Below are 20,576 nucleotides of genomic sequence, written 5' to 3' on the forward strand. Positions count from 1 at the left end.
GACGGCGTCAGCGCTGGTCGAGAATGAGGCTCATGACCTCGGAACGGGTGCGGTCGCTGCTGCGGAAGATGCCCCGCACGGCGGAGGTGACCGTCTTCGCGCCGGGCTTGCGCACCCCGCGCATGGTCATGCACAGGTGTTCGGCCTCGACCACCACTATCACCCCGCGCGGGTCGAGGTGCTCCATGATGGCGTCCGCGACCTGCCCGGTGAGGCGCTCCTGCACCTGCGGGCGCCGGGCGTAGACGTCCACGAGGCGGGCGAACTTGCTCAGCCCGGTGATCCGGCCGTGCGGGCCCGGGATGTAGCCCACGTGCGCCACGCCGAAGAACGGCACCAGGTGGTGTTCGCAGGTCGAGTACAGCTCGATGTCCTTGACCAGGACCATTTCCTCGTGGTCGGCCTCGAAGACCGTGGTGAGGACGTCACCGGGCTTCTGACCCAGACCGGAGAACTGCTCCTCGTAGGCCCGGGCGACCCGCTCGGGGGTCTTGGCGAGGCCGTCGCGGTCGGGGTCCTCCCCGATGGCGATGAGGATCTCCCGAACCGCGTGCTCGATGCGCTCGCGGTCCACGGGTCTGGCGGGCAGGTCCGAGCTCACTCCTGGTCTCCTTCTGTGGTGGTCGGCCCCGGGTGCTGACCGTTGCTGGACGGACTCTGGACGTCGGCGCCGTTCAGCGCGGCCAGCTCCTTCTTGGAGCGGACCGGGGGGCGGCTGGAGGGCTGGCGCTTGCCGTAGCCCGTGTAGGAACCGCGGGCGGGCCGCTTGACGACCGGCTCGAAGACCTCCAGCACCTGGCTCTTGGTGAGCGTCTCCTTCTCGAGGAGCTGCACGACCAGCTCGTCGAGCACGTCGCGGTACTCGACGAGGACCTCGTAGGCCTCGTCGTGCGCGGACTCGATGAGGCGGCGCACCTCCTCGTCGATGAGGGAGGCGATCTCCTCGGAGTACTCGCGGGCGTGGGACATCTCGCGGCCCAGGAACGGCTCGGTGTTACCGGAGCCGAACTTGCGGGCGCCCAGGCGCTCGCTCATGCCGTACTCGGTGACCATGTTGCGGGCCAGGCTGGTGGCCTTGTCGATGTCGTTCCCGGCACCCGTGGTGGGCTCGTGGAAGACCAGTTCCTCGGCGGCACGGCCGCCGAGCATCATGGCCAGCTGGTCCATCATCTGCGAGCGGGAGGTGAGGAACTTGTCCTCGGTCGGCACCGACATCGTGTAGCCGAGGGCACGGCCGCGCGGCAGGATCGTGATCTTGTGGACCGGGTCGGCGTTGGGCAGCGCGTGGCCCACCAGGGCGTGGCCGCCCTCGTGGTAGGCGATGACCTTCTTCTCGCGGTCCGACATCACGCGGGTCTTGCGCTCCGGACCGGCCATCACGCGCTCGATGGCCTCCTCGAGGACCGCGTGGGTGATGACCTTGCTGTCCGCGCGCGCCGACAGCAGCGCGCCCTCGTTGATGACGTTGGCCAGGTCGGCGCCGGTCATCCCGGAGGTCTGGCGGGCGATGACGGTGAAGTCGACGTCCTCGCTCATCGGCTTGCCCTTGGCGTGCACGGCGAGGATGTCCTTGCGACCGTCCATGTCCGGGCGGTCCACGACGACCTGGCGGTCGAAGCGGCCCGGGCGCAGCAGCGCGGGGTCGAGGATGTCGGGGCGGTTGGTGGCGGCGATCAGGATGACGCCGCCCTTGACGTCGAAGCCGTCCATCTCGACCAGCATCTGGTTGAGGGTCTGCTCGCGCTCGTCGTGCCCGCCGCCCATACCGGCGCCGCGGTGGCGGCCGACGGCGTCGATCTCGTCGATGAAGATGATCGCGGGGGCGTTGGCCTTGGCCTGCTCGAAGAGGTCGCGCACACGCGAGGCGCCCACACCGACGAACATCTCGACGAAGTCCGAACCGGAGATGGAGTAGAACGGCACCCCGGCCTCACCGGCGACCGCGCGGGCCAGGAGGGTCTTGCCGGTTCCGGGCGGGCCCATGAGCAGGACGCCCTTGGGGATCTTCGCCCCCATCGACTGGAACTTCTCCGGGCTCTGGAGGAACTCCTTGATCTCGTGGAGCTCCTCGATGGCCTCGTCCGCACCGGCCACGTCCTCGAAGGTGTTCTTCGGGGTGTCCTTGGTGATGAGCTTGGCCTTGGACTTGCCGAACTGCATGACCCGGGAGCCGCCGCCCTGCATCTGGCTGAAGATGAACCAGAAGATGACGATGATGATGATCAGCGGCAGGAGGCTGAACAGGGCCGTGGTCCAGATCGGTGTGGTCGCCACCGAGACCTCGTAGGCCTTCAGGTTCCCGTCGGGGTTCTCACTGGACTCCTGGAGCATGTCGGCCAGCTGGAGGCCCTGCCCCTCGACCCAGTACGCCTCGAGGATGTCCTCGTCGACCGTGGTCAGTCGGATGCGCTGGTCGCGGTCGACGATCTCGGCGTTGTCCACCTTGTCCTGCTCGATGAGCTGGTAGACCGTCGAGATGTCCGCTTCCTCGGGCTGGGGACCGGCGCCCACGTCGAACACGCGGAAGCCGATGACGAGCATGAGGGCGACAGCCAGGATCCAGATCCACGGGCCGCGGAAAAAACGCTTCAGATTCATGTGAGCGGAACCCTGTCGGGTCCGTCCCTCCTGACCAGGCCGCCCGCCCCAGAGGAGATTCCGAAGCAGGACCTATCGGACACGTGCTCCCTGCGATGACGCCGGGATATTCGACGGTACACCTCGCCGTGCGGAGCGGGCACACCGCTCGGGCCGGTGACGGGTCCGTCATGAACGCAACGACGGTGACCCGCTCCGTTGTTCCCGCGACCGCCGCCGCGCGGAGCCCGCGCGGCGGCGCCGAACGCTACTTCTCGTAGACGTGCGGGGCGAGGGTGCCGATGAACGGCAGGTTCCGGTACTTCTCCGCGTAGTCGAGCCCGTAGCCGATGATGAACTCGTTGGGCAGGTCGAAGCCGATGTACTTGACGTCGAGGTCGACGTCGAAGGCCAGGGGCTTGCGGACCATGGTGCAGATCTCCACGGACCGGGGACCGCGCGACTTCAGGTTGCCCACCAGCCAGGAGAGGGTCAGCCCGGAGTCGATGACGTCCTCGACGATCAGGACGTCGCGGTCCTTGATGTCGGTCTCCAGGTCCTTGAGGATGCGCACGACACCCGAGGAGGTGGTCCCGGCCCCGTAGGAGGACACCGCCATCCAGTCCATGGAGACGGGGTTGTGCAGCGCCCGCGCCAGGTCGGCCATGACCATGACGGCGCCCTTGAGCACGCCGACGATCAGCAGGTCCCGGCCCTCGTAGTCGGCGTCGATCCGCGCCCCCAGCTCGGCCAGGCGCGCCCTGATCTCTTCCTCGGTGACCAGGACCTTCTCCAGGTCCTCGCCCATGTCCTTAGCGTCCACGCTCACGTCCTCGCTGCTGGGTTCCCCGTTTGCGGCAACCAGGATAAACGTGCCGAACGAGGTCACGGTGCCCGGAGGGTCGCCCCGGACCCGGGGCACGGTGTCCGGTTCAGCGCCCGAAGACGATCCGACCAGCGCTCCGACGTCCCCGAACCCCGCCGGGGAGGTCGATGTGGGCCTGTCCGCGCCATTCGGTGACGAGGCGATCCAGCTCACGTACGTGACGTGCGTTCAGTGCGCTGGCCGGGCACCCCGATTCGAGGGCGGCACGACGGAGCACACGGGAGCGCAGCGAGGGTTCGGCCCCCTCCAGGGGTGCGACGGCCAGTCCCGTGCCCTCCCGGGCGCGCTCGTGCAGGGCGTCCGCGAGCGCGTCCAGGGTGTCGGCGTCCGCGCGCAGCAGGGTGGCGGTCCTGGCCAGCGCGGCCGCGATCCCCGGCCCCAGGGCCGCCTCCAGTGCGGGCAGGGCCTCGTGGCGCACCCGGGAGCGGGCGAAGCGCGGGTCGTGGTTGTGCGGGTCCTCCCACGGGCTCAGCCCCGTCAGGGCGCACGCCTCGCGGACGGTGGCGCGGTCCAGGTCCAGCAGGGGACGCAGGTAGGCGCCGGTCCGCCGGGCCATCCCGGCGAGGGACCGGGCCCCCGACCCCCGGGCCAGCCCGAGCAGGACCGTCTCCGCCTGGTCGTCCAGGGTGTGGCCGAGCAGGACCACGGCCGGACGGAATGCGTCGACCACCCCGTCCAGGGCGTCGTAGCGGGCCCGACGAGCCGCCGCCTCGGGTCCCCCCGCCCCGTCGACCCGCACGGTGACCGCCCGCACCGGGTCCATCCCGAGCCGGGACATGATCCCGGCCACGGCCCCGGCCCGTTCGTCCGAACCCTCCTGGAGCCCGTGGTCGACGGTGACGCCGCCCGCGCGCACCCCCATCCGGGGCGCCTCGAAGGCCAGCGCACCGGCCAGGGCGAGGGAGTCGGCGCCGCCGCTGCACGCGACCAGGGCGGTCGTCCCCTCGGGCAGCTCGGACAGCGCCCGCCGGACCGCCGAGCGGACGGCGGCCACGGCGGGGGGCGGTCCGCTCACTCGGTGATGGCGGCGGGGCGCACGACCCGTTCGATCCACTGCGAGGGGGCGCGGATCTCCTCCAGGGTGGGCAGCGTCTCGGGCGAGGTCCACACCCGGTTGAAGTCGGCCATCCCGACCTGCGCGACGACCTGCCTGACGAAGGCGGCCCCCTCCTCGTACTGCTTCATCTTGAGGTCCATGCCCAGCAGCTGGCGCATGATCCGGTCGAGGGGGTTGAGGGTCTCCCGCCGCTTCTGGAAGCGGGTGCGGATGGTCTCCACCGAGGGGACGACGTCCGGCCCCACGGCGTCCATCACGTAGTCGCCGTGGCCCTCGGCCAGGCTCATGACGGCGGTGACGCGGTCCATCAGAGCGCTCTGCTCCGGGGTCTGGAACGCGGTGAGGAGGTTGCTCTCGCCGCCCCGCACGGCGTCCGCCACGGCCTCGCCCGCCTGGCGCAGCCGGTCGATGAGGTCCGAGGCGTCCATCTCCGTGGACAGCAGGAGTTCCCGCATGAGGTCCTGGACGTGCCCGCGCAGCCACGGCGTGGCCGTGAACTGCATCCGGTGCGTCTCCTCGTGCAGGCAGACCCACAGGCGGAAGTCGCGCGGGTCGACACCCAGCTCCCGCTCGGTGTTGACGATGTTGGGCGCCACCAGGGTCAGGCGCCCGGTCGGCGCGTGGCCGTCGGGGTCCGGTGGCAGGAAGAGTTCGTACTGGCCGAGGACCCGCCCGGCCAGGTAGGACAGGACCGCCCCGAGCTGCACCCCGGTGATCCGCGAACCGACCGCGCTGGTCAGGTTCCCGGCCGGGCTGTTGTTCAGCCGGTCGGCGCCCATCTGTTCGAGTACGGGTTCGAGTACGACCCGAAACCCGTCGACGTTGGCTCGAATCCATCCCGGACGGTCGACGATGACCGCGGGCCCTGAGGGTTCGAGGGGGTTCATTCCGGTGAAGTCACGCACGTGCCCGGCCGCCACGGTGGACAGCTCGCGCAACTGCACCACGGCCTGCCGCGCGTCGGACAGGTCCACCTGCGGCCCAGGGCGCACGAGGCGGACACCGGTGTTGACGGCTACGTCCCAGTCGATAACAGTCACACCGCCAGCCTACCCATTTTGTTTTGGGCCTCCGCTTCGCTTCGGCCCGGGTTCGGCGCCTTTGCAGAGATCCTCAGCCACGGTCGAGGAGCCGACCGCCCAGTTCAGCCACGAGCGTGTGACCCGCTCAGGGCCCAAGGCCACGGGGGGTGCTTTCGTTCGGGCGCCGGCAGGGTTCTGGAGGTGCCGCAGGTGGGATCGCGAGGAACGAGCCATCACACCGGGGGCGCCGAAGGTTCCTGCCTTTCAGGGCGCCCGAACACGGGCCGAAGCGAAGCGGAGGCCCCAAACAACACTGCTCAGCCCGCCAAGCACACTTCCTCTAACCGCACCCGCACTGGCTGAGTGCCGCGGCCAGCGTGTCCATCTGGGGGCCGGTCGCGCCGGGGCTGTTGGCCATCAGGGCGAACACGAAGACGTTGCCCTCCTGGTCGTGGATGGTCCCGGCCAGGGTGCTGACGCCGTCCAGGGTTCCGGTCTTGCCCCGGACGAGGCCCGCCGCCGCGTGGGAGCTGCTGTGCTCGGAGTAGCGCCCGGCGAGGGTCCCGGTGGAGTGGGAGGTGGGCAGCCCGGTGATGGTGGCGTTGAGGCGCGGATCGTCGGCGGCGGTCTTGACCAGCTGGACCAGGGCTCGCGGCGTGATGCGGTTCTCGGTGCTCAGGCCGCTGTTGTCGGAGAGGCGGACCCCCTCGATGCCCAGGCTGTCCATGACCCGGTGGGTGGCGGCGGCGGCCCCTGCGTGGTCGGGCTCCTCGCCCAGTTCCAGGGCGGTGATCCGTCCCAGCGACTCGGCCATGTTGTTGTCGCTGGCGAGCATCATGAACTCGACCAGGGCGCTCATCGGCACGGAGTCCACGGAGGCGACGGGGTCTCCGGAGACGCCGGTCTCGGCTGGCGTGCCCTCGACGGTCAGTCCGGCCTCCTCCAGCTGCTCCGCGAACGCCTCGGCGGCGGCCAGCGGCGGGTTCGGGGAACGGGTGGACGTGTCGGGGTCCACCCGGCCTCCGTCGATCATCAGGGCGTGGATGGTGGCCGTGCTGCCCTCGGTGACGTAGTTGGGCTTCCACCCGGGGGCAGTGTCCGGGCCGGTGAAGAACGAGTCGTCGTAGCCGACGGTCACGGTGTCCAGGCCCAGGTCGTCGAGGGCGGCGGCGGTGTCCCCGGCCAGATCCTCCAGAGTGGCTACCTGCGGGTAGTCTGCGGAGTCGGCGGTCGTGGTCAGTGTCACGTCTCCCCCACCACGCAGCACCACACGGTTCTCCTCGGCGTCGAGGTAGGCCTCGGTCCGCAGCACGTGGTCGGGGCCGACGGTGTCCAGGACGGCGACGGCCGTGGCGATCTTCGTCGTCGACGCCGGGGTCACGGGGGTGTCCGCGTCGCGTTCGAAGAGCGTCTCTCCGGTCACGCCGTCCACGACGTAACCGGAGAGGCCCTCATCGAGCCCGGACGATGACATGGGATCATCAAGAATGTCCGCGATCCGAGCCGGGTCCGCCGGGGTCGGGGTCGTGGGTGCAACCGCCGCCACGCCGTCGGCGCGCGTGACGGGGTTGGGCACCGCCGCAAGCGGTCGCGCCTCGATCACGTCCAGGGCGACCAACCCGGTGATCAGCACGAATATGTTGAGCAGGGCCAGCGCGAGGAACGCCTCGCCTCGTACCCGTCGCACCCGGGGACCTGCCTTCCGTCGGTGTCGCGGCCTGACGTTGTAGTTATACGGCGACATTAGTCGCATTGGGAGCCGAGATCAGCATGGAATTCGACGTTACGATCGAGATCCCCAAGGGGGAGCGCAACAAGTACGAGGTGGACCACGAGACCGGTCGTATCCGTCTCGACCGCATGCTGTTCACCTCCACCACCTACCCCGCCGACTACGGCTTCGTCGAGGGGACGCTCGGTGAGGACGGCGACCCCCTGGACGCGCTTGTCCTGCTCAAGGCCCCGACGTTCCCGGGCTGCCTGATCCGGGCGCGCGCCATCGGCATGTTCCGGATGCGTGACGAGGCCGGCGGCGACGACAAGCTGCTGTGCGTCCCGGCGACGGACCCGCGCCAGGAGCACCTGCGTGACATTCACCACGTGAACGAGTTCGAGCGCCTCGAGATCGAGCACTTCTTCACCGTGTACAAGGACCTGGAGCCCGGCAAGTCCGTCGAGGGCGCCAGCTGGGTCGGCCGCCACGAGGCCGAGCAGGAGATCATCGCGTCGGTGAAGCGCGCGGAGGAGGCCGGTGTGCACGGCGACTCCTCGCACATCACCAACGAGGCCCCGTAACCGGAGTTCCGGTGTCTGCCAGGCCCGGCCGGGGTTTCCCGCCGGGCCTTCGTCGTGCCCGGGGTCGGGAGGGGTCAGGTGGCCTTGGCGATCTGCGGCGCGTCCGTGCCCAGTTCACGGCCGGGGTCGCGGGTCAGCGCGTACCCGGCCAGGACGAGCACCAGCAGCGCGCACAGCAGGGCGATGACGAAGGACAGCCGGGGCAGCGGGCCGTCTGCGAGGGGTCCGGAACCCGGAGGCAGCGGGAAGCCGTCGCGGCCGAGGCGGTCCGCCCGGGCCGCGACGTGGCTGCGGTACCCGGCCAGCTCGGGTCTGCCGATGCCGTTCAGGACCCGTGCCGGGACGAGGTCGGTCCTCGCGGGCAGGGCCAGGGGGTGGGCGTCCCAGGCCCGGTGCGCGCGGTTGCTCTCCAGGTAGCGGGCGCACTCGGCCTCCGTCAGGGCGTGCAGCCACTCCCCCAGGCGCTCGGTGTCGGCCAGGCGCCCGGCGTGTGCGCGGGCGACGATGAGGGTGTCCCTGAGGACGACGTGCGCGGCGTCCCGGTCACGCAGGACCAGGATGCAGCGCCGGTACAGCTCGTCTCCGTACGCGTCGAGGAGCCTCGCGTAGGCGTCCGCGGTGTCGGCCCGGTCGAAGCGCAGGGCGTGCAGGAGGTCCCGGTCCGTCATAGACCTAGAATCTACGCCGCGCCCGGCCCACCGTCCCACGGCTCGCCGGACGACCGCCGCCCTCTCGCGGCCCCGGAACAGCTCCGACCTGCCCGGAAGGTGTTTCGTCGGGGCGAGTGTGACCTCAGTCCGAGGCGTCCCGCGGGTCGTCGCGGTCCTCGGGGGGATCGTCCCCCGGGTCGACGAACAGGAAGCCCGCGTAGCGGGATCGTGCCCACAGCAGCACGTGGGTGAGCGCGGTCAGGAAGGCGACCAGCAGCGCCGCACCGGGGCCCAGGAAACCGAGCGCCATCACACCGGCGGCGACCACCACGAGGGCACGCACCAGGACACGCGCCCACAGTCCCTGAGCCTCGGGGGTCAAGGCTGCCCTCTGGGGACGGACGGCTGCACGGCCACTCCTGTCACTACGGCTGTACTGGGGGATGGACTCCGGTTCGACGGACGCGCCGTGTTCTCGGGTTCCACATGTCACCACCACGGGACGCCGCCCGCAACACGTTCCGGGCGGACCGGTACGTGGTCCGACACGCACGATTCACGGCGTTCGCTTGACGCGCCACCGTCTTTGCTGGTCTCCTTACGTCCATGTATCCGCGCACCCGCACCGACGCCACGGCTCGTACGACCCCCTGGGTCTCCTGCCACCTGGCCCGTGCGGCGTGTCCGTGTTGTCGTCGCTGAGTCGAAGCCGAGGGGTCCGAGTCGACCGACCCCGCCCGACCAGTCCGTGAGCGGCCTCCGCCTTCCGGCGTGACCGGTCCGCGAACGAACTCCACCAGGGTGATTGTCCTCTCCGAACGTGCGTTCGGTGTGGGCGCCCCTGCCGCCCCGCGCCGTCCGGGGCCCATTGACGACACCCTCGCGGCCCCGGTCACCGGACCCGGTCGCGTACACGTGAAGGATCTTCCCACGATGCCCCAGCAGGTCCTGGCCACGACCGAGCACACTCCCCGCCCGCGCACCGCGTCCGTCTCCCTCGACGGGATCGGTGACGTGGTGGACGCCGGACGGACCTCCGGCTACGCCCACCTGGTGGAACGCCGTCTGCCCACCGTCGGCCAGCTGGTCACCGCGGCCCGCGGCGCCGCCGCCGCACTGGGCCGACCGACCCTGTGGCCGACCCGCAGGGGCCACTGGCAGCCCGCCCCGCGCAGCGCCCGCCGTCACGCGGGCGGTCGCCTCCGGGTGACCACGGTGGCCCTCGAACCGAACAGTTTCGTCCCGGGCCCGGCCCAGCGCTCCGACCGTCCGCACGGGATGGAGGTCCTGCACCTGGTCAGTGGGCGGGCCCACCTGATCACCTCCGGCCCCGACGGCCAGATGCGTTCGGCGGCGGAGCTGGCTCCCGGCCGGACCCGCGTGGTCGGCGGCGCCGACGGCTCCGTCCGGGGCCACCACCACCTGGTGAACACCGGTGACGAGGTCGCCGTCCTGGTCCGCGTGAGCGCCTGAGCACCCCGGCCCCGAGCGAGCGGGGCGGTGCGACCGTGCCCGGCGCGGAACCGGCGGATCGTCCCGGGACGGCCCGGACGGCTCTGGTACGGGGCCGTGTCCCGAGGGCTCACTCATCGCGGCCCCGATCCGGGGCCGCCGCGCGCAGGGCACCGTCCACGGCCTCGACCGCGCGCAGGACCTCGGCGGTGCGCCGCCCCTCCGCGAGGTAGGCGTTCATCACCTGGTCCAGCGCGTGCGGCGGGAGCTGGCCGCGTAGGTCCACGCGGGCCGTGCGGTACCCCTCCCGGGCCGCGTCCAGCGTCGCGGAGACGTACTGGCGGGCCAGGCGGGAGAGGGCCACGGGATGACGTCGCAGAACCCCGTGCAGCCGGTAGTCGGCGGGCACGTGGTCGAACAGCCACTCCAGGGCCGTCTGCTCGAAGGAGTCCGACCCGGGTGGGTGCACACTCGCGGGCCAGTCCGATGTCAGGGACTGATCGGGCATACCACACAGCATACCCGCTGTTCGAAAGTATGTTCGATGTCCACGGCTCCGAGATCGCGGAGCCCTCCGATCAGTCGGGGGTGTCGGCTTCTTCCTTCTCGGCCGTGCGCTTCTCCAGTTCCACCCGGATGGCCTGTTCGGCCGCGTCCACGGCGGCCCTGGCGGTGATCGCGTTGGTGTGTGCCCGGTCCAGTTCCTCCAGCAGGATGCAGTCGAACGCGACTCGCGCGTCGTGGATGGTGGCTTCCAGCTGACGTGACGCCTCTTCCAGACTCATGCTCCTTCCCTTCCCCAGAATCGGCCTTCTGCACACACTCGCCCCATGGGCCCCGTCACCCCTGTGCCTCGAACAGCGGCGGTGCCGGGTGGAGTGGCCCCCGGAACACCCGCGGGCGGCAGGGGCCGCCGGGCCGGGAGGGGCCCGACGGACCGTGGTCGACGGCACTCGACCCCGAGGGGGCGGAACCGCTTCGGAGGCGGGACGTCGGGGTAGGTCGTCACCGAAAACGCCGACCACCTGGGGGTCCCATGATCTACCTCGTCCTCGTCCTGCTCGCCGTCTGGCTGATCCTCGCCATCCTCGGCGTCGTGATCAAGGGGCTGTTCTGGTTGGCCGTGATCGGCGGTCTGCTGTTCGTCGCGACCGCCGTGTGGGGCTGGTTCCAGAACCGCCAGAGGATCTGAGGGTTCAGGACTCCAGCGCGGGCCGCTCCTCGCCGCCCAGACGCCGCACGACCCTGAGCGCGCCCGCCTCGTCACCGCCGAGGCGGGCGCGCACCACGCGGACCGCGTCCTCGGTGCGGCCCAGCGCGATCAGGTTGCGCACCCGGTCGCGGAGTTCGGCGGGCAGTGCGCCGGGGTCGCCCTGGACCGGGACGTACCCGCCCACGTGCGGGTCGGGCTCGGGCCTCGGGGGCGGCTCGGGCTCCGCGAGCGCCACGCGCGCCTCCATGTGGGCGAGAACGCTGCGCAGGGCGTAGGAGCCACCGCCGAGAACGACCACGGCGCCCAACAGTGCGAACAGCATGAACATCAGACTCATAACGCCCACCTACCCATACTTCGGACACAGCAGGCACAACACCCCTTCACGCGGAGTAATCATTCCGCCAAGCCGCGGTCCCCGTCCGGAAGGTCCTCGGGCAGCAGGGTCCGGAGCTCGGACACGTCGGGGTTGTCCCCCGCCAGCGCCGACGCCTCGATCCGTCCCGCCTGCCTGGTGAGGCTCGCCTCGAACAGCGCGCGCACCCCGTGCCCGTTGCCCTCGACGGTCCCCAACACCTCCGCGAGCGCCCACCGGGTCGCCTCCGGCACCAGGAGGTCGGCCCGCTCGGCCATCCCCACGAAGACGGCGGCCAGCTCCTCCCGATCGTGGGAGGGGAACTCCACCGTCCGGGAGAGCCGGGCGGCCAGTCCCGGGTGGTCCGCGAGGAAGCCGGTCGTCTCCCGCGCACGGCCGGACACGACCACCACGACCTCGTCCCGATGCTCCTCCATGAGCCTCAGCAGGGTGTCGACCACGTCCTGACCGACCCCGCGCCCACCGGAGAAATCCCTGTTCAGCACATCCGCGTCGGACAGGAACAGCAGGCCGCCGCGCGCCCGCTCGAACAGCGCGCGCGTCCGCCGCGCGACCCTCCCGGGCCCCCGCTGCCCCGGCGGGCCCACCAGGCTCCCCGGCGAGGCCTCCACCACGTGCCCCCGGGGCAGCACCCCCAGAGCGGCCAGCAGTTCGCCGTAGAGCCGGGCCACTGTGCTCTTCCCGGTTCCCGGGTCCCCCAGGAACACCAGGTGCCGCGCGGAGGGGGGCCGGCCCCCCTCCGTACGGGCCCGGCGCAGGAGCTCGGTCAGCCCCCTCACCTGGCGTTTGGCCTCGTCGAGCCCCACCATGCCGTCCAGCCCGGCCAGCAGGGCGTTCACCCGCACGCCGTCGACCGGCCCGTCCACGCTCGTGAGGCCCTCGGCCACCAGGCTCTCCAGGTCGTCGGTCCGGATCTGGGTGAGGTCCTCGACGGTCTGGTAGCCGCCCCCCGTGACGCGTTCGGCCTGGACCCGCAGCGCCTCCTCGAACACCGCCCGCGCCTCCCGACCGTGGCCGAAGGAACCCTCCGCGAGCCGTCCCCGGAAGTGCTGGAGCAGGAGGTCACGCGTGCCCTCCCCCAGGGTGTAGCCGCGGGTCCCGGCCATACCCTCGAAGATCCCGCCCAGCTGCTCCGGGGAGTAGCCCTCGAACTCCACCGTGCGCGCCACCCGCGAGCGCAGCGCCGGATTCGTGTCCAGCAGCGCGCGCATCGCGCCGGTGGGGCCGGAGAGGACCACCACCACCTCGTCGCGGAGCTCCTTCATGAGGTCGGACAGGGTGTCGACCGCCTCCTGCCCCCGGCCCAGCGCGTGCGCCCCGGCCACGAACAGCACACCGCCCCGGGCGCGCTCCACCAGCTCCGCCGTCCTCCGGGCGCCGTCGCCCACCAGGTCGTCGCGTCCGACCGTCACGAACTGTCCCTGGCTGAGCAGGCCCAGCGCTCGCAGGATCTCCCCGTACAACCGGGCCACGGTCGCCTTACCTGCCCCGGAGGGCCCCGAGAGCACCAGGTGGCGGCTCACGTTGAGCGGCGGGAACCCCGCCTCCAGGCGTTTGGCGCTCACCCTCTGGATGTTGACGAGGGCACGGACCTCCTTCTTCACCCGCTCCAGGCCCACCAGGCCCTCCAGTTCGGCGAGCAGGGTCTCCAGCGGACGCGCCCGGTCCCGCACGGTCGCGTCACCGGACTCCTGGGCCGCCGCCGCGCCCTCGTCGGGCCGGGCCGCCCCCGTCCCCGCCACCCGCGCAGCGGCCCGGTCGCCGTTACCGCCCTGGTCCGGGTCGCCGCCCCGGTTGCCGCTGATGGTGCTCTCCTCCAGGTACACGGAGGCGCTGTCGGCGGCCCACAGACCCTCCTCGTCGTTGCCGGTCACGGTGCACCGCACCAACCGCACCCGGCCGCCCTCCTCCACCATGACCCCGTCCCCGCGCCCGTCCCGGATCGAGGTGTCCTCCAGGGCGGCCACGCCGCCCTCCCCCACCCTGATCCCGCGTTCCCCGCTCCCGGACAGGGTCGAGGAGCGCACCGTGACGTGCCCGCCCTGGACGTAGACGGCGTCCTCGCCGCAGTCGGACAGGTCGGCCTGGTGGAGCTGGACCTCGGTGCCGTCGAGGATGTTGAGCCCGTCCTCACGGGCGTCGCGCAGCACCATGCCGCGCACCTTGAGCGTGGCGTCCTCACGGCTGTGGATACCCGAGCCCACGTCGTGCCCGACGATGTCCTCGAAGTACCCCCGGCCGCCCACCACGATCGCCATCGGCCCGTGCCAGCGGCTCACCCTGAGGTCACTCACCTCGAACCGGGAGCGTACGGAGGCGATGGCGCCGCGCTCCTCCACGCCGCTCTCGGCCACGGACATCCCCGCGACGGTGACCCGGGCCCCGTCCGCGATGAGCAGCGCGGCCTTGCCGATCCGCGTGCACCGCAGGTCGGTGACGTCGGCCTGGCCGCCGTCGACCAGCACGGCGTCCGTAGCGGTGCCGGTCACCGTCAGCCCCCGGACGGTGAGCCTGCCGCCCTCGATCGCCACGCCGGTCCGGGTGGCGTCGGTGATCTCGCAGTCGTTCAGCGTTCCCTCGGAGTCGCCGTGCACGAAGAACGCGTCGGTGTCCTCCTTGCGCGCGCCCTCGACCACCATGCGGGTGAAGGTGGCCTTGGAGCGCTCGTAGACCCGCACGGGCCAGTCGTAGGAGCCGGTGACCCTCAGGTCCGTGAACTCCGCCCGCGCCCGGTCCCGCACGTACACCCCGCCGCCGTCGACCAGCGCGCAGTCGGTGAACTCCGGGGACGCGTTGGCCACGTACAGCGTGTGCCAGTCCTCGTGGGCCCCGGTGAAGACCGTCCCGCTGATCTTCGGGCTGCACCGGCCCTGGACCGCGATCACCGCCCCCGCGAAGTAGCACTCGCTCACGCTGCCCTCGCTGGCGTCCCACAGCAGCCCGCTCTCCTCGAAGCGGCAGCCGACGATCTCCGCGCGGGCGCCCACCACGTTGACCCTGCGGGGCGCGGTGAAGACGCAGTCCACGGCCCGGAGCCGGGCGTCCTTCTGGACGTACAGCGGCGGGTACTCCTCCGAGGCGCTCCGCACGGAGATCCCGTGCAGCTCCAGGCTCCCGCCCTCGTGCACGTTGAACACGTTGGTCTCACCGGTCGCGGCCACGGTCACCGTCCCGGCGCCCTCGTCGGGCGTCACGACCACCCGCCCCCGAACCCCGATGACCAGGGGTTCCACGTAGTCACCCGGTGCGACGCGCAGGTGCAGGTCCTCCCCGGCGTGCCGGTGTTCCCGGACCGCCTTCCCGAGCGAGGAAGTGGCGGCGGGATCTGTCTTCGAGACGCGGACCGTGATCATCCATCGACTCCCATGGGGGTTTCGGCCCCGGCGCCGCGCCGGAGGGTCTGCGATAGGTACCGTATCCACCTGGGACGCCGGGAACCCGGGACGACGCACACACCTGTGGCCAGGGTCGGTCAGAAACCCGCGGACCGCAGGTCGGCGGAGGCCTCCCCGACCGCATCGCACCCGGGGTTCACCCCTTGGGGCCGGGGACGTCCTCCCGGTCCCCGCCGCCGTTGTCCCGGAAGGTGACGTCCCGCGTCTCGACCACGGCGTGCGGATGGGCGCGCACCCCCGCGCGCGCGTTACCGGCGATCCGGCAACGCACCGCCTCCACCCGGCTCGTGCCGTCGGCGGCGCCCACCCCGGCGTGACGGCCGTCCCTGATCACCACGTCCTCCAGCGTGACCGTGCCGCCCTCGTCGGCCAGCACCCCTACTCCCTTGGCGCCGCTCACCTCCACCGAGGTCAGGGAGAGCGACGCCTCGTGCGCGGCCAATGCCACGGCGGAGACATCGGAGACACGGGCGTCGACGACCTCCACGGTCGCGCCCGTCCGCGCCCGGACCGCGGCACCGTGGTCCCCGGTGGCCTCCAGCCCGCGCACCGTGACCGTGCTGCCCTCCTCAGCGAGGACCGCGCCCCTCGTGCGTTCGGAGGTCACCGAGGTCAGGGCCGCCTCGGAACCGGTCACGAGGGCCACCGGCCCTGCCAGGTCCGTGCCCCTGAGCCCGTCCGCCTCCAGTCGGCCTCCCCGCACGTTCACCCCGCGTCCGTACAGGTCGGACTCGGCGGGGGGCAGGTAGGAGTCCGGGTGGGCGTCCTCGAACGCGACGTCGGACAGCTCGACCCGGCTGTCGAAGGCGAGGATCGCTGACTGCCCCATTCCCCGGAAACGGAGCCTCCGGCCCCTGAGGTGTCCGCGCTCGACGAGGACGTTGGTGGTCCGGACGTTCTCGAAGCTCAGTCCGTCGGCGGTGGCCGTGCCCTTCACCGCCATGGCCGTGGACGTGGCGTCGGAGATCCGGCCCGAGGAGAGGTGCGCCTCGGCTCCCGTTCCGACGGCGATCCCGTAGCGCTCCTCCCCCCAGTCGCTCACGCGGAGGTCGGTGAGGACGGCCCGGGTGCCCTCGCCCGTGACCATGACCCCGCCGCTGCCGCCCCCGCTGATCGAGAGGCCGCTGACGCGGACGTCGGACCCCTGCGTGATCCCCAGGGAGAAGTCCGCGTCCACCCCGCCGTTGGTCATGGCGCAGTCGGTGACCGTGACCGTGGACCTGACGACGGCGAAGGCTCCCATGACGAGGTTGCTGAACTCGACGGAGGCGACGGTCGGGCCGACGGCGTCCTTGAAGGCGAGGAACGCGTTGTGGAAGTGCGTGTCCCGCAGGACACCGCCCGCCCCGCCCAGCCAGTGGAGCCCCCCGTCCTCGAACCGGCAGTTGACGATCTCCGTGCCGTCCCCGTGGATCTTCAGGGAACCCGACGAGAACACGGTGTCGATCGCCCTGAACCGGGTCCCGGGGGCGGTCCGGACCCCGGGATGTCCCGCCGCGCCTCGGACATGGACGCCGTAGAGCTCCAGTGAGGCCCGCTCCCCGGCCACGGCGAACACGCTGTCGTCCCCCTGGACGGCGATCTCCACGCTGCCGGGACCGGCGACCGGGACGACCATGACCCTGGTGGTGATCTCCAGGCAGTGGGGCTCCGTGTAGAGGCCGGGCTCCAGGTGCAGGTAGAGGTCCGTACCGGCGTGGCGGGGGTCGTGCAGGACCGCCCGCAACGAGGCGAAGGCACGCGGGTCGGACGGTGAGATCCGGGCGGTGTACATCCGAGGGCTCCCGGTGTGGGGGGGTGGGTGGCTGACACGTACCGTAACGCCCCGCACCGTCGGACCCCGCCAACGCGAAACGCCACCCCGGTCTGGGGTGGCGTTTTCGCTGGAGCCGCCTATCGGAATCGAACCGATGACCTATTCATTACGAGTGAATCGCTCTGCCGACTGAGCTAAGGCGGCACACCGCCACGCGGTGCGCGTGGCGAAGCAGAAACCAGTCTAGCGCCTCCGGCGAGTGGCGCGAACCGGCCGCCGCTATCCGGCGTCGTCCGCGAGATGGCTGGCGCAGGCCATCCCGTCCTCGGGCACGGCCAGGTCCAACAGGTACTCGTCGACGACCGTGTCCACGCAGGTGTCGCCCATCCGGTAGCCGGTGTGGCCGTCGCCGTCGCGGGTCACCAGGAAGCCGGAGTCCAACTGGCCCGCGAGCGCCTCCGCCCAGGCGTAGGGGGTGGCGGAGTCACGCGTGGTGCCCACCACCATGATCGGGTCGGCGCCGACTGCGTTGAGCTCCCCGAGCGGAGCCACCGCCTCCTCCGGCCAGAACGCGCAGGTCAGCGCACCCCAGGCCAGCATCGGTCCGAACATCGGGGACTCCTCGGCGGCCTCGGCCGCCGCCTCGGCGTAGGCCTCCACCTCACGGGGCGCGACCGAGTCCGAGCAGTTCACCGCGGTGAGCGCGGCCGTGGAGTTCTCGTACTCGGCCAGGTCCCCGCGCCCGTACAGGTCGTCGCCGAGCAGCAGCAGGCCGGTGCCGTCGCCGTCCTCCATCGCGTCGGTGAGCGCCTCGCGCACGCGCGGCCACCAGTTCTCCGTGTACAGGGCGGCGAGCACGCCCAGTTCGGCGCGGGCCCGGTTGACCTCCCGGCCGTCGCCGGTGCCGTTGGCCAGGGGGGCGTCGGCGGCGTCGTCCAGAAAGGCGTCCAGCGCGGCGACGCCCTCGTCCACGGTGCTGCCCCGGGCGCCGAGCGGGCAGTCGGGCAGGGTGAGGCAGTCCTCGACGAAGGAGCGCAGTGCCGTCTCGAAGCCGGTGGCCTGCTGCACGCTCACGCTGAGCTGGTCCTGGCTCGGGTCGACGGCGCCGTCGAGCACCAGGGCCCGCACGCGCTCGGGGAACTGCTCGGCGTACTGCGCGCCGATGTGGGTGCCGTAGGAGGCGCCGAGGTAGGTGAGCCGCTCGTCCCCGAGCAGGCCGCGGAGCACGTCCATGTCGCGGGCCACGTCGGCGGTGCCGATGTTGCGCATCAGGTCGGGGTCGTTCTCCTCGCAGGCCTCGACGAACGCCCGGCTGTTGGCCTCGATCTCGGCCAGCCCCTCGGGGCCGAGGTCCGCGAGGTCGTCCGCCCCCTCGCCGTCGCCGTAGTCCGTGCCCAGGAAGTCGTCGATCCCCTCGGCGTCCAGACAGGTCAGCGGGGTGCTGCGGCCGACGCCGCGCGGGTCGAAGCCGACCACGTCGAAGCTCGCGCGCACCGACTCGCTGACGGTGTAGGGCGCGTGGTCCACGAAGTCGTGTCCGGAGCCGCCGGGGCCACCGGGGTTGACCAGCAGCGAGCCGGTGACGTCGTCACCGGTGGCGGGCAGGCGCTTGACGGCGATCTCGATCCGTTCGCCGTCGGGCTCGTCGTAGTCCAGCGGCACCTCGAAGACGGCGCACTCGCTGTCGGGCAGGCCGCTCTCGCACTCGTCCCAGGCCAGTTCCTGCTCGGTGACCTCCACCCGGGTGTCGTCCCCGTCACCGGACGCGTCACCGCCACCGTCACTCGTGCAACCGGAGACCAGCACCGTCCCGGCGAGCAGCGCCGCCAACGGACCCCGATACCTCGTGCCCACCCGTAACCGCCTTCACTCGAAGTCCCGTGGCCACGCGCGCCCTCGGACGGCGCCGTCGCCGCGCACGCTCGTGCCGACGCGTGACCGGACCATTCTCCCGGTCGCCGTGGCGGCACCGGCCCCCGGCCCTATCCGGCCAGGAGCGCGGAGGTCATGGCCTCCATGGCGATCTGCGGGTGCACGTTGGCCGCGATCCGCTCACGGCAGGCCATGATCGCGTCGATCCTCCGCAGGGTGGACTCGGGGGTGCCGGAACGGGCGATCCGCTCCAGGTCCCCCGAACGCTCGGCCGTGGACCGCTCCACCGCCGCGCCCAACTGGAGGGTGAGCACGTCCCGGTAGAAGGCGGCCAGGTCGAGCAGGGCCCTGTCGTAGGAGTCCCGCTTGATCCGGGTGGCTCTGCGCTTCTGCCGCTCGTCGAGGTCCTTGAGCGCCCCCGCCGCGCCACGGACCGCCTTGGCCACGCCCTTGCCCGTGGAACCCTCACCGAAGGCCGCCTTGAGCTCGTCCTTCTCCTTCTCGTTGAGGGACGTGGTGAGCGCCTTGGACTCCTCCTCGGCGATCTCGAACAGGCGGGCGGCGGCGGTGACACAGGACCCGAGCCCGTCGAGCCCGGCCGGGATGGACAGGACCTCCTCCCGCCTGCGCCGCGCCTCCGGGTCGGTGGCCAGCTGCCGGGCCCGGTCGACCCGGCCCGCCGCGGCCCGGGCGGCGGCCTCGGCGGCGGCCCGGTCCACCCCGTCGCGCTGGACGAGGGCGTCCACGATCTGCCGGGTGCCGGGGGTGGCCAGCGTGACCAGGCGGCACCGGGAGCGGATGGTGATGAGGAGATCGTCCGGGGTGGGCGTGCACAGCAGCCACACCGTGCGCGGGGAGGGCTCCTCCACGGCCTTGAGGAGCGCGTTGGAGGCGGCCTCCGTGGCACGGTCGGCGTCCTCGAAGAGCACGATCCGGAAGTTCCCGCCGGAGGGCTTGGACCCGGCACGGAGCACGAGGTCGCGGGTGGCGGCCACACCGAAGCTCAACCCGCTGGGCCGCACGTACAGCACGTCGGGGTGGGTCCCGGTGAGCACCTGGTGGCAGGAGTCGCAGTGCCCGCACCCGCCGTCCCGGCACTGGAGGGCGGCGGCGAAGGCCCGCGCCGCCTCCTCCCTGCCGGACCCGGGCGGACCGGTGAACAGCCAGGCGTGGGTCATCCCGGCGCCGCGTCCTCCGGCCAGGAGGTCGGCCGCGCCCGCCACGGCACGGCCCAGCTGTGCGCTCGCCGCCTCCTGGCCGACGAGGTCGTCGAAGACCGTCAAGCTTGCCCCCCGGAGCACATGGAATGTCTTCCTCCAGAATAGGAGCCCCCACCGACCCCGGGACCGTTTTCCCCAGGCCCTCCTCCACGGGCGGGCGGGCCGCCCTTCCCGCAACGGTGAGGCGCACCGATGAGTCCTCGCACCTCCGGGAGTCTGTTCCGGTGCAAGGAAGAAGGTGGTCTCCGTGAACGAACGAACACCCCTGACCGAGGTCTGCCCGGAGTTCGGCAGCCCCGGCTCACCGGCGGTCCCCTGGGAGCGGACCCGCGCCGTCCTGGCCGACGCGCCCCTGTACTGGGTGACGACCGTGCGCCCCGACGGCCGCCCCCACGCGACCCCCCTGCTGGGCGTGTGGCTGGACGGAGCCCCGTACTTCTGCACCGGGCGCGAGGAGCGCAAGGCCCGCAACCTCGCCGCGAACCCGCACTGCGCCCTGAGTACGGGCGACAACGCGCTGGAGGGCGGCCCGGACGTGGTCGTCGAGGGCACCGGTGTCCCGGTGGACGACCCGGCCGGGTTGGACCGGGTCGCCCGCGCCTACGAGGACAAGTACGGCACTGCCGTCACCACCGAGGGCGGCACCTGGTTCGGGCTCCCCGACGCGGTGCGCGGGGGCGTGGTCCTGACCGTCCGGGTCGCCCCGGTGAAGGCCCTCGCCTTCGGCAAGGCGCCGGTGTTCAGCCAGACCCGCTACACGTTCCCCTGAGTCGCGGACGGCCGTCCCGGGGCCACCGGCGGGTGC

19 protein-coding genes and 1 tRNA gene are annotated in these 20,576 nt (G+C 71.9%); 4 read left to right on the plus strand and 16 right to left on the minus strand.

Going from position 1 to position 20,576, the window contains the following annotated elements; all coding sequences use genetic code 11:
* Positions 1-7: 7 nt before the first annotated feature.
* The 6 genes from folE to dacB all read right to left on the minus strand — a co-directional run bounded on the left by folE (position 8) and on the right by dacB (position 7,229).
* Positions 8-601 carry a GTP cyclohydrolase I FolE gene (folE, locus tag ACFW3L_RS10905; protein WP_378738775.1) on the minus strand — a complete coding sequence of 198 codons (594 nt, stop codon included), beginning with the start codon at positions 599-601 and terminating at the stop codon, positions 8-10.
* Positions 598-2,598 carry an ATP-dependent zinc metalloprotease FtsH gene (gene ftsH / locus ACFW3L_RS10910; protein ID WP_378738778.1) on the minus strand — a complete coding sequence of 667 codons (2,001 nt, stop codon included), beginning with the start codon at positions 2,596-2,598 and terminating at the stop codon, positions 598-600. Before ftsH ends, folE begins: the two co-directional genes overlap by 4 nt.
* A gap of 247 nt (positions 2,599-2,845) precedes the next feature.
* Positions 2,846-3,400, minus strand: coding sequence for a hypoxanthine phosphoribosyltransferase (gene hpt, locus ACFW3L_RS10915; RefSeq protein ID WP_378738781.1), 555 nt, complete (start codon positions 3,398-3,400; stop codon positions 2,846-2,848).
* Between the two features lie 109 nt (positions 3,401-3,509).
* The gene (gene tilS, locus ACFW3L_RS10920; protein ID WP_378738783.1) at positions 3,510-4,478 is read right to left on the minus strand and encodes a tRNA lysidine(34) synthetase TilS; all 969 of its coding nucleotides are present in this window, start codon (positions 4,476-4,478) and stop codon (positions 3,510-3,512) included.
* Complete coding sequence (locus tag ACFW3L_RS10925) at positions 4,475-5,560, minus strand: zinc-dependent metalloprotease (RefSeq protein WP_378738785.1); 1,086 nt, start codon at positions 5,558-5,560, stop codon at positions 4,475-4,477. Before ACFW3L_RS10925 ends, tilS begins: the two co-directional genes overlap by 4 nt.
* 322 nt (positions 5,561-5,882) lie before the next feature.
* A complete protein-coding gene (dacB, locus tag ACFW3L_RS10930; protein ID WP_378738788.1) occupies positions 5,883-7,229 on the minus strand; it encodes a D-alanyl-D-alanine carboxypeptidase/D-alanyl-D-alanine-endopeptidase in 1,347 nt (448 codons plus the stop codon).
* An 83-nt stretch (positions 7,230-7,312) separates the two neighbouring features.
* Between dacB and ACFW3L_RS10935 the strand changes: the two genes are divergently transcribed.
* Positions 7,313-7,837 (plus strand): inorganic diphosphatase, encoded by a 525-nt coding sequence (locus tag ACFW3L_RS10935; RefSeq protein WP_378738791.1) that lies wholly within the window; start codon positions 7,313-7,315, stop codon positions 7,835-7,837.
* A gap of 74 nt (positions 7,838-7,911) precedes the next feature.
* Here the strand turns inward: ACFW3L_RS10935 and ACFW3L_RS10940 are convergent, their stop codons facing one another.
* Together ACFW3L_RS10940 and ACFW3L_RS10945 are read right to left on the minus strand one after the other, a co-directional pair.
* Positions 7,912-8,505 (minus strand): RNA polymerase sigma factor, encoded by a 594-nt coding sequence (locus ACFW3L_RS10940; protein WP_378738794.1) that lies wholly within the window; start codon positions 8,503-8,505, stop codon positions 7,912-7,914.
* Positions 8,506-8,629: 124 nt separating this feature from the next.
* A complete protein-coding gene (locus tag ACFW3L_RS10945; protein WP_378738797.1) occupies positions 8,630-8,869 on the minus strand; it encodes a hypothetical protein in 240 nt (79 codons plus the stop codon).
* A 551-nt stretch (positions 8,870-9,420) separates the two neighbouring features.
* On the opposite strand from ACFW3L_RS10945, the gene ACFW3L_RS10950 reads away from it, so the two are divergent.
* Complete coding sequence (locus tag ACFW3L_RS10950) at positions 9,421-9,960, plus strand: hypothetical protein (protein WP_378738799.1); 540 nt, start codon at positions 9,421-9,423, stop codon at positions 9,958-9,960.
* Between the two features lie 109 nt (positions 9,961-10,069).
* Here ACFW3L_RS10950 and ACFW3L_RS10955 read toward each other — a convergent pair whose 3' ends face one another.
* Together ACFW3L_RS10955 and ACFW3L_RS10960 are read right to left on the minus strand one after the other, a co-directional pair.
* Positions 10,070-10,459: a hypothetical protein gene (locus ACFW3L_RS10955; RefSeq protein ID WP_026128957.1), complete on the minus strand. Its 390-nt coding sequence runs from the start codon at positions 10,457-10,459 to the stop codon at positions 10,070-10,072.
* Between the two features lie 58 nt (positions 10,460-10,517).
* Entirely contained in the window at positions 10,518-10,724 is a 207-nt protein-coding gene (locus tag ACFW3L_RS10960) for a hypothetical protein (protein ID WP_378738801.1), read from the minus strand.
* A gap of 251 nt (positions 10,725-10,975) precedes the next feature.
* Between ACFW3L_RS10960 and ACFW3L_RS10965 the strand changes: the two genes are divergently transcribed.
* Positions 10,976-11,131, plus strand: a complete 156-nt coding sequence (locus ACFW3L_RS10965; RefSeq protein ID WP_378738803.1) for a hypothetical protein — start codon at positions 10,976-10,978, stop codon at positions 11,129-11,131.
* Positions 11,132-11,135: 4 nt separating this feature from the next.
* On the opposite strand, the gene ACFW3L_RS10970 is transcribed toward ACFW3L_RS10965, so the two are convergent.
* The 6 genes from ACFW3L_RS10970 to ACFW3L_RS10995 all read right to left on the minus strand — a co-directional run bounded on the left by ACFW3L_RS10970 (position 11,136) and on the right by ACFW3L_RS10995 (position 19,834).
* Positions 11,136-11,489, minus strand: coding sequence for a hypothetical protein (locus ACFW3L_RS10970; protein ID WP_378738805.1), 354 nt, complete (start codon positions 11,487-11,489; stop codon positions 11,136-11,138).
* 59 nt (positions 11,490-11,548) lie between these two features.
* The gene (locus tag ACFW3L_RS10975) at positions 11,549-14,881 is read right to left on the minus strand and encodes a right-handed parallel beta-helix repeat-containing protein (RefSeq protein ID WP_378738807.1); all 3,333 of its coding nucleotides are present in this window, start codon (positions 14,879-14,881) and stop codon (positions 11,549-11,551) included.
* 178 nt (positions 14,882-15,059) lie between these two features.
* Positions 15,060-16,697, minus strand: a complete 1,638-nt coding sequence (locus ACFW3L_RS10980) for a right-handed parallel beta-helix repeat-containing protein (protein WP_378738810.1) — start codon at positions 16,695-16,697, stop codon at positions 15,060-15,062.
* 110 nt (positions 16,698-16,807) lie between these two features.
* Positions 16,808-16,883, minus strand: a tRNA-Thr gene (locus ACFW3L_RS10985).
* A 75-nt stretch (positions 16,884-16,958) separates the two neighbouring features.
* A complete protein-coding gene (locus ACFW3L_RS10990; RefSeq protein ID WP_378739064.1) occupies positions 16,959-18,509 on the minus strand; it encodes an alpha/beta hydrolase in 1,551 nt (516 codons plus the stop codon).
* Positions 18,510-18,661: 152 nt separating this feature from the next.
* Entirely contained in the window at positions 18,662-19,834 is a 1,173-nt protein-coding gene (locus ACFW3L_RS10995; protein ID WP_378738812.1) for a DNA polymerase III subunit delta', read from the minus strand.
* A 184-nt stretch (positions 19,835-20,018) separates the two neighbouring features.
* On the opposite strand from ACFW3L_RS10995, the gene ACFW3L_RS11000 reads away from it, so the two are divergent.
* On the plus strand, positions 20,019-20,540 hold the full coding sequence (locus ACFW3L_RS11000; protein WP_378738814.1) for a pyridoxamine 5'-phosphate oxidase family protein: 522 nt from the start codon (positions 20,019-20,021) through the stop codon (positions 20,538-20,540).
* The last annotated feature ends 36 nt before the right edge of the window (positions 20,541-20,576 follow it).

It is taken from the genome of Nocardiopsis sp. NPDC058789 (genome assembly GCF_042745575.1).
GTDB lineage: Bacteria > Actinomycetota > Actinomycetes > Streptosporangiales > Streptosporangiaceae > Nocardiopsis > Nocardiopsis eucommiae.

Excerpts from the sequence above, each read along its gene's own strand:
- ftsH (WP_378738778.1), bottom strand. The coding sequence starts at position 2,598 with ATGAATCTGAAGCGTTTTTTCCGCGGCCCGTGGATCTGGATCCTGGCT.
- ACFW3L_RS10935 (WP_378738791.1), top strand. The coding sequence starts at position 7,313 with ATGGAATTCGACGTTACGATCGAGATCCCCAAGGGGGAGCGCAACAAG.
- ACFW3L_RS10940 (WP_378738794.1), bottom strand. The coding sequence starts at position 8,505 with ATGACGGACCGGGACCTCCTGCACGCCCTGCGCTTCGACCGGGCCGAC.
- ACFW3L_RS10950 (WP_378738799.1), top strand. The coding sequence starts at position 9,421 with ATGCCCCAGCAGGTCCTGGCCACGACCGAGCACACTCCCCGCCCGCGC.
- ACFW3L_RS10955 (WP_026128957.1), bottom strand. The coding sequence starts at position 10,459 with ATGCTGTGTGGTATGCCCGATCAGTCCCTGACATCGGACTGGCCCGCG.
- ACFW3L_RS10960 (WP_378738801.1), bottom strand. The coding sequence starts at position 10,724 with ATGAGTCTGGAAGAGGCGTCACGTCAGCTGGAAGCCACCATCCACGAC.
- ACFW3L_RS10965 (WP_378738803.1), top strand. The coding sequence starts at position 10,976 with ATGATCTACCTCGTCCTCGTCCTGCTCGCCGTCTGGCTGATCCTCGCC.
- ACFW3L_RS10970 (WP_378738805.1), bottom strand. The coding sequence starts at position 11,489 with ATGAGTCTGATGTTCATGCTGTTCGCACTGTTGGGCGCCGTGGTCGTT.
- ACFW3L_RS10975 (WP_378738807.1), bottom strand. The coding sequence starts at position 14,881 with ATGATCACGGTCCGCGTCTCGAAGACAGATCCCGCCGCCACTTCCTCG.
- ACFW3L_RS10980 (WP_378738810.1), bottom strand. The coding sequence starts at position 16,697 with ATGTACACCGCCCGGATCTCACCGTCCGACCCGCGTGCCTTCGCCTCG.